Annotated in this window: 8 protein-coding genes; 7 read left to right on the forward strand and 1 reads right to left on the reverse strand. The window is 73.1% G+C overall.

The genetic code is table 11. The annotated features are described in order from the left end of the window. Positions 1–65: 65 nt before the first annotated feature. Complete coding sequence (locus tag ACFV6I_RS35970; protein ID WP_380430152.1) at positions 66–2,582, reverse strand: Tex family protein; 2,517 nt, start codon at positions 2,580–2,582, stop codon at positions 66–68. Positions 2,583–2,749: 167 nt separating this feature from the next. Here ACFV6I_RS35970 and ACFV6I_RS35975 point away from each other — a divergent pair, with 167 nt between their 5' ends. From ACFV6I_RS35975 to ACFV6I_RS36005, 7 genes are all read left to right on the forward strand, one after another. Further along, positions 2,750–3,166 carry a PPOX class F420-dependent oxidoreductase gene (locus ACFV6I_RS35975; RefSeq protein WP_063347049.1) on the forward strand — a complete coding sequence of 139 codons (417 nt, stop codon included), beginning with the start codon at positions 2,750–2,752 and terminating at the stop codon, positions 3,164–3,166. Positions 3,167–3,230: 64 nt separating this feature from the next. Then, positions 3,231–4,130 (forward strand): aminoglycoside phosphotransferase family protein, encoded by a 900-nt coding sequence (locus ACFV6I_RS35980; RefSeq protein ID WP_380430154.1) that lies wholly within the window; start codon positions 3,231–3,233, stop codon positions 4,128–4,130. 97 nt (positions 4,131–4,227) lie between these two features. Then, positions 4,228–4,746 carry a DUF6232 family protein gene (locus ACFV6I_RS35985; RefSeq protein WP_380430156.1) on the forward strand — a complete coding sequence of 173 codons (519 nt, stop codon included), beginning with the start codon at positions 4,228–4,230 and terminating at the stop codon, positions 4,744–4,746. Further along, the gene (locus ACFV6I_RS35990) at positions 4,743–5,066 is read left to right on the forward strand and encodes a hypothetical protein (RefSeq protein WP_063347052.1); all 324 of its coding nucleotides are present in this window, start codon (positions 4,743–4,745) and stop codon (positions 5,064–5,066) included. Before ACFV6I_RS35985 ends, ACFV6I_RS35990 begins: the two co-directional genes overlap by 4 nt. A gap of 79 nt (positions 5,067–5,145) precedes the next feature. Further along, entirely contained in the window at positions 5,146–5,817 is a 672-nt protein-coding gene (locus tag ACFV6I_RS35995) for a TetR family transcriptional regulator (protein ID WP_063347053.1), read from the forward strand. Between the two features lie 67 nt (positions 5,818–5,884). After that, a complete protein-coding gene (locus tag ACFV6I_RS36000) occupies positions 5,885–6,619 on the forward strand; it encodes a tyrosine-protein phosphatase (protein ID WP_380430159.1) in 735 nt (244 codons plus the stop codon). Positions 6,620–6,767: 148 nt separating this feature from the next. Next, positions 6,768–7,028, forward strand: a complete 261-nt coding sequence (locus ACFV6I_RS36005; protein WP_159398394.1) for a hypothetical protein — start codon at positions 6,768–6,770, stop codon at positions 7,026–7,028. The last annotated feature ends 77 nt before the right edge of the window (positions 7,029–7,105 follow it).

Genomic DNA, 7,105 nt, shown 5'->3' on the forward strand with positions numbered 1-7,105 from the left:
GGCGCTGGTCGCTGCGGTCAGCCGCTCAGCACCTCAGCGCCCCAGCGCCCCAGCGCCCCAGCCGCTCAGCGCCGCCCGGAGCGGCGGTCACCCGAGGCGTCGCCGCCGGTCAGGCCCGCACGGCGCAGCGCGTCCGCCATCGCACTGTTCGCCAGCGACGCGCCACCGCCGGAACCGCCCGAGCCGCCCGAGCCGCCCGAACCGCCGGAACCGCCCGAGCCGCCGCCCTGGCCGCGCCGGTCCTGGCCGCCGCCCCGGCGCTCCTGGCGCGGCGGGCGGGCCTGCCGCTCGCCGCGCTCACCGCCCCGGCCCCGGTCGCCACCGCGCTCGCCGCGCTCGCCCCGGTCACCGCGGTCGCCGCCCCGGTCGCGACCGACCTCGTCGTCCAGCCGCAGGGTCAGTCCGATGCGCTTGCGCGGCACGTCCACCGAGACGACCCGGACCTTCACGATGTCGCCCGGCTTGACCACCTCGCGCGGATCCTTGACGAAGGTCCTCGACAGCGCCGAGACGTGCACCAGCCCGTCCTGGTGGACGCCCACGTCGACGAAGGCGCCGAACGCGGCCACATTGGTGACCACACCCTCCAGCACCATCCCGACCTCCAGGTCGCCGATCTTGTCGACGCCCTCCTTGAAGGTCGCGGTGCGGAACGCCGGGCGCGGGTCGCGGCCCGGCTTGTCCAGCTCGCCGAGGATGTCGGTGACGGTCGGGATGCCGAAGACCTCGTCGGCGAAGTCGCCCGGGCGCAGGGCCCGCAGCCGTTCGCCGTTGCCGATCAGCCCGCTCAGCTCCCCGCCGGTGGACGCCAGGATCCGGCGCACCACCGGGTACGCCTCGGGGTGCACGCTGGAGGCGTCCAGCGGGTCGTCGCCGTCGGGGATGCGCAGGAAGCCCGCACACTGCTCGAAGGCCTTCGGGCCCAGCCGGGAGACGTCCTTGAGCTGCCGGCGGGTGCGGAACGGGCCGTTGGCGTCGCGGTGGGCCACGATGTTGTCGGCGAGCGTGCCGGTGATGCCGGAGACCCTGGTCAGCAGCGGCGCCGAGGCGGTGTTGACGTCCACGCCCACGGCGTTGACGCAGTCCTCGACCACCGCGTCCAGCGAACGGGAGAGCTTCACCTCGCTCAGGTCGTGCTGGTACTGGCCGACCCCGATCGACTTCGGGTCGATCTTGACCAGTTCGGCCAGCGGGTCCTGGAGGCGGCGGGCGATCGAGACCGCGCCGCGGATCGACACGTCCAGCTCCGGCAGCTCCTGCGAGGCGAAGGCGGAGGCCGAGTAGACCGAGGCGCCCGCCTCGCTGACCATCGCCTTGGTGAGGTTCAGCTCGGGGTGGCGCTTGAGCAGGTCCTCGGCGAGCTTGTCCGTCTCCCGGGAGGCGGTGCCGTTGCCGATCGCCACCAGGTCGACGTCGTGCTTCTTCGCCAGCGCGGCCAGGGTCGCGAGCGCGGCGTCCCACTTGTTGGCGGGCTGGTGCGGGTAGATCGTGTCGTACGCGACGACCTTGCCGGTGGCGTCCACCACCGCGACCTTCACCCCCGTCCGGAAGCCCGGGTCCAGACCCATGGTGGCGCGGGTGCCGGCCGGCGCGGCCAGCAGCAGATCGCGCAGGTTGGCGGCGAACACCCGCACCGCCTCCTCCTCCGCCTCGGCCCGCAGCCGCGACCGCAGGTCGATGCCGAGCCGGACCAGGACGCGGGTGCGCCAGGCCCAACGGACGGTGTCGCCCAGCCACTTGTCGGCCGGGCGGCCGTGGTCGGCGATGCCGAAGCGGGCGGCGATCCGCCGCTCGTAGTCGTTCTCGCCGGGCAGATCGCCCTCCTCGCCGTCGTACGGCGAGAGGTCGAGGTCCAGCACCTCCTCCTTCTCGCCGCGCAGCATCGCCAGGATGCGGTGCGAGGGAAGCTTGGTGTACGGCTCGGCGAAGTCGAAGTAGTCGGCGAACTTGGCGCCGTCCTGCTCCTTGCCGCCACGCACGGTGGCCACCAGCCGGCCCCGGGTCCACATCCGCTCGCGCAGCGAACCGACCAGGTCGGCGTCCTCCCCGAAGCGCTCCACCAGGATCGCCCGGGCGCCCTCCAGCGCGGCGGCCGGCTCGGCCACGGACTCGTTCAGGAACCGGGCGGCCAGCGCCGCCGGATCCTGCGAGGGATCGGCGAGCAGCGTCTCGGCCAGCGGCTCCAGGCCCGCCTCACGGGCGATCTGCGCCTTGGTTCGCCGCTTCGGCTTGAACGGCAGGTAGATGTCCTCCAGCCGGGCCTTCGAATCGGCGGCCAGCACCTGCGCGCGCAGCGCGTCGTCCAGCTTGCCCTGGGCCCCGATCGACTCCAGGACGGCCGCCCGGCGCTCCTCCAGCTCCCGCAGGTAGCGCAGCCGCTCCTCCAGGGTGCGCAGCTGGGCGTCGTCCAGGGAACCGGTGACCTCCTTGCGGTAGCGGGCCACGAAGGGCACGGTCGCGCCGCCGTCGAGCAGCTCGACCGCGGACTTCACCTGCCCGTCGCGAACGCCCAGTTCCTCGGCGATCTTGCGCTCGATCGCCTGCTGGGCCTGCCGGGCCACCTGTTCGACTGGCGTGGTCACGAAGCCGGTCACCTTCTCCTTCAGTGCTTTCGCCGTACGCCCTGCATTCTGGCAGGTGCCGGGGACAGCTCCCGGCCGCACCCGGGGCGGCCGGGCGTGGCGCCCTCCGCCCGCGACCCCAACCAGACTCAAGCAGTGCCCCGTTGCGCCTTCCTACGCTGACGCGCATGGACACCTCCCCCGCACTGGACGCCTCCCGCCCGCCGGACGCCGCCCGGCTGGACGAACTCGCCGCCGCCAAGTACCTGCTGTTCACCACCCACCGCAAGAACGGCACCCCCGTGCCCACCCCGGTCTGGGTGGCGCGCGACGGCGACGCGCTGGTCTTCACCACCGTCACCCGCACCGGCAAGGTCAAGCGGCTGCGCAACCGCTCCGACGTGCTGGTCGGGCCGAGCGACATCCGCGGCACCCTGCTCGGCGAGCAGGTCCCGGCCACCGCCGTCCTCGACCCCGGCCGCGCGCCCGCCTACCGGAAGCTGCTGCGCCGCAAGTACGGGCTGCTGTGCGCGATCGCGCTGACCGCGAACGTGCTGCGCTTCGGCAAGGGCGGGACGATCGGCGTGCGGGTCACGCTGAACTGAGGCCGGCCGTACGCATTCCGGGAATCCGCTGAAGGGCACCGATCCGCGCTGTACGCTGCCGGGCATGTGCGCTGCCACCCGGATGCACCCCGACGGACTGGTCATCGACGCGGCCCTGGTACGGCGGTTGATCTCCGCCCAGTTCCCGGACTGGGTCGGCCTGCCGGTCACACCGGTCACCTCCACCGGGACGGACAACGCGATGTTCCGCCTCGGGCCCGAACTCGCCGTCCGGCTCCCCCGGGTGGAATGGGCGGCCGGGGACGTCCGCCGCGAGAAGCAGTGGCTGCCCGCGCTGGCCCCCCGACTGCCACGGCCGATACCCGCCCCGCTCGCGGTCGGCCGGCCCGCCGCCGGCTACCCCTGGGAGTGGTCGGTGCTCCGCTGGTTCGAGGGCGCCAACCCGGTCGCCGGCGCCCTCGCCGCCCCCGGCGCACTCGCCCGCGACCTCGCCGCCTTCGTCAACGCCCTGCGCGCCGTCAACCCGGCCGGCGGCCCGGCCGGCCACCGCAGCGTCCCGCTCGCCTCCCGCGACGGCGCCACCCGCGCGGCCATCGCCCAACTCGCCGGAGCGGTCGACACCCACGCCGCAACCGCCCTGTGGGACAAGGCGCTTCGCCTCTCCGAGTACGCCGGCCCGCCCTCCTGGATGCACGGCGACCTCACCCCCGGGAACCTCCTGCTCGACCGGTCCGGCCGGCTCGGCGCCGTCCTCGACTTCGGCCTGATGGGCGTCGGCGACCCCACCGCCGACCTGATCGTCGCCTGGAACCTGCTGCCCGCCTCCGCCCGCCCCGCCTTCCGCGCCGCCCTCCGCGCCGATGACGCCATGTGGGCCCGCGGCCGCGCCTGGGCCTTCTCCATCGCGCTGGTGACAATCCCCTACTACCGTCACACCAATCCGGGCCTCACCGCCAACGCCCGCCACGTCGTCCGCGAGGTACTCGCCGACCGCAGCACCTGACCGGGCACTGCCGCCCGACCAGCAGGGCGGCACTCCCGCCGCCGCCGTCGGCGACCGTTGCTATGGTTCTCCCCGCCACTACGGGTAGGGGGACGACTTGGCACGCAGAAGCAGTGTGATCGACGTCAGAGTGAGCCGGCGGGTGCTGTGGGTGGGCGGCGACGCCTATCCGCTCCACAACATCGCCCGGGCCCGGCAGTTCCAGCTGCTGCCGCCCAAGCGCGCGCGGGTGATCATCCGGTTCGTCCGGCAGGTGATCGGCCTGCTGGTGGCCACCGCCCTCCTCGGTTCGCTGCTCGGGAGCGGCGCGAACCAGGAGACGACCAAGAACGTGATCGGCGTGGTGGCGCTCGTGCTCTTCGCGGCCAGCCTCTACCGGCTGGTCAAGCGGCTGCAGATGCGCACGGTCTACCAGCTGATCATCGAGACCTCCAGCTCCTCGAACACGGCGGTGGTCAGCCACGACGCCCAGCAGGTCGGCAACCTGATCCAGCTGATCATGGAAGCGATCGACAACCCGCTGGCCGAGTTCGCGCTCCAGGTGGAGAACGTCCACATCGGCGACCAGATCAACCAGTACGGCGACCACAACACCGGAAAGAAGGTCAGCCTGTGAGCGGCGGCATCCACTTCGGGGACTCGGTCACCCAGCACGGCGACCACAACATCGGCATCATCAAGCACCAGGGCCCGGCCGACCCGCAGACTGCGATGCGCGAACTCATCGCCGCCGTACGCCAGTTGCGCGAGCAGGTGCCGGCCGAGGACCGCGAGGTGCTGGACGAGTCGCTGGCGGACCTCGGCAACGGGCAGGCCACCCCGCCCGCCACCCTGCGCCGCGCCCTGCGCAACATCTCCGGCGTCGCCGCCCTCGCCGCCGCCGGCGCCCCGGTGGTGGAGTCGATCCGCCGCATCCTGGACTCGCTGAGTTCCTGAGAGGCGGCGGGCGGCCAGCCCGAAAGTCATACCGGGTCAGAGACCTTCCTCAGTCAAGGAATCCTGCTAGCCTGACGCCATGAGCGGACTGCGGGAACGGAAGAAGGAGCGGACGCGGCGGGCGATCTCCGAGGCCGCGATCGCGCTCTTCCTGGAGCGCGGCTTCGACCCGGTCTCGGTGGCGGACGTCGCGGCCGCCGCCGAGGTGTCGAAGCCGACGCTGTTCAGCTACTTCTCCACCAAGGAGGACCTGGTCGTCCACCGCTTCGCCGACCACCAGGACCAGGCCGCCGGCGTGGTCCACGGCCGGGCGGCCGGCGAACCGGTGCTGGCCGCCCTGCACCGGGACTTCCTGGACGGGCTCGCCCGGCGCGACCCCATCACCGGGCTCAACGACGACCCCCGGGTCCTGGCGTTCAGCGATCTCGTGCACTCCACGCCGAGCCTGAAGGCCCGGGGCGCCGAATACCTCGCCCGCGCCGAACAGTCCCTCGCCCGGGCGCTGCACGAGGCCCCCGACCTGGCCCCGCCCCGGCGCCTCACCGCACCCCTCCTCGCCGCCCAGGTCACCGCCGCCCAGCGGGTCCTCGCCGAACACAACTGGCACCGGATCCGGGACGACGGCCAGACCGCCGACGAACTCCACTTCGAGGCCGCCACCAACGCCGACCGCGCCTTCGAACTCCTCACCGCCGGCTACGAAGGCGCCGCCGGGCACCCGGGGCCCACCGGGCGCCGGGGCCCCGCCTAACACGGAGGCCCCACCGGGCATCGGGGGCCCGCCGGCCCCACGGGCACCGCTGGTTAGAGTGCCGCGCATGACAATGCGTCAGCTCACCTTCGAACGGCTGCACAACTTCCGCGACCTGGGCGGCCACCCCGCCGCCGACGGCCGGTCCGTCCGCCGGGGCCTGCTCTACCGCTCCGACTCACTCGGCAAGCTCACCTCGCCCGCCGACCTCGACCGGCTCCAGGCCCTCGGCGTGCGCACCGTGATCGACCTCCGCTACCCCTGGGAGATCGCCGCCAAGGGCCGGGTGCCCGACTACGAGGGGCTGGTCTACCACAACCTCTCGATCGAGCACCGCCCCTACGACCAGGCCGAGATCGACCCGGACGTCGACCCCTGGCGGTACCTCGCCGACCGCTTCGCCGAGGTCGCCGAGGACGGGGTGGAGGAGATCCACGAGGCCCTGGAGGTGATCGCCGCCGCCGAGGAGCCCGTGGCCTTCCACTGTGCCTCCGGCAAGGACCGCACCGGGCTCATCGCCGCCCTCGTCCTCACCCTGCTCGGCGTCTCCGAGGACGACATCGCCGCCGACTTCGCCCTCACCGAGCTGGCCACCCCGCACCTCATCGCCGAGTGGCACGCCGCCCACCCCGGCCGCACCCTGCGCTGGCCCGGCTACGGACGCGCCCCCGAGACGGTCATCCGCCTCGCCCTCGCCGACCTCGCCGCCCGCCACGGCTCGGTCGAGGACTACGCCACCGTCACCCTCGGCTTCTCCCCCGCCCGGATAGCCGCCCTCCGCTCGCGCCTGCTCACGGCCTGACCTTGCCCGACGGGCCGTCAACGGCCAAGAAGATGAAGGGAGTTCACTCGAACACAGGTTGACCTAAACATGTCATGTCGCATTGCCCCCGCCTTCGCCGCGCTGCCAGGATCGGGCCACTGCCCAGACGAACCAACGGGAGAAAACCATGAGGATGCGTTCCGTTCTGCCCGTCGCCCTGCTGGCCGTGGCCGGCCTGTTCGCCGGCGTCAACACCGCCTCGGCGGCGGGGTACCCCGGCTACCAGTGCTTCAAGACCGCTGACCGCGTCGAGTACTGCAGCGACGCCAAGGTCAAGAACCACACGGCGGGCTCCAACTGGATCAAGACCTGCCCGGCCGACGTCGTCGCGCACATGGGCAAGCCGTACATCGCGGCGAAGCGCCCCTCCGCAGCGCACAGCTGTTAGCACCGGGCGCCAGGAACACCGGGCCCGGCCGGGGGCCGCCGGGCGGGGGGGGGGGCCCCGGGGGGGGGGGGGGCGCG

Source organism: Kitasatospora sp. NPDC059803, assembly GCF_042732255.1.
Classification (GTDB): Bacteria; Actinomycetota; Actinomycetes; order Streptomycetales; family Streptomycetaceae; genus Kitasatospora.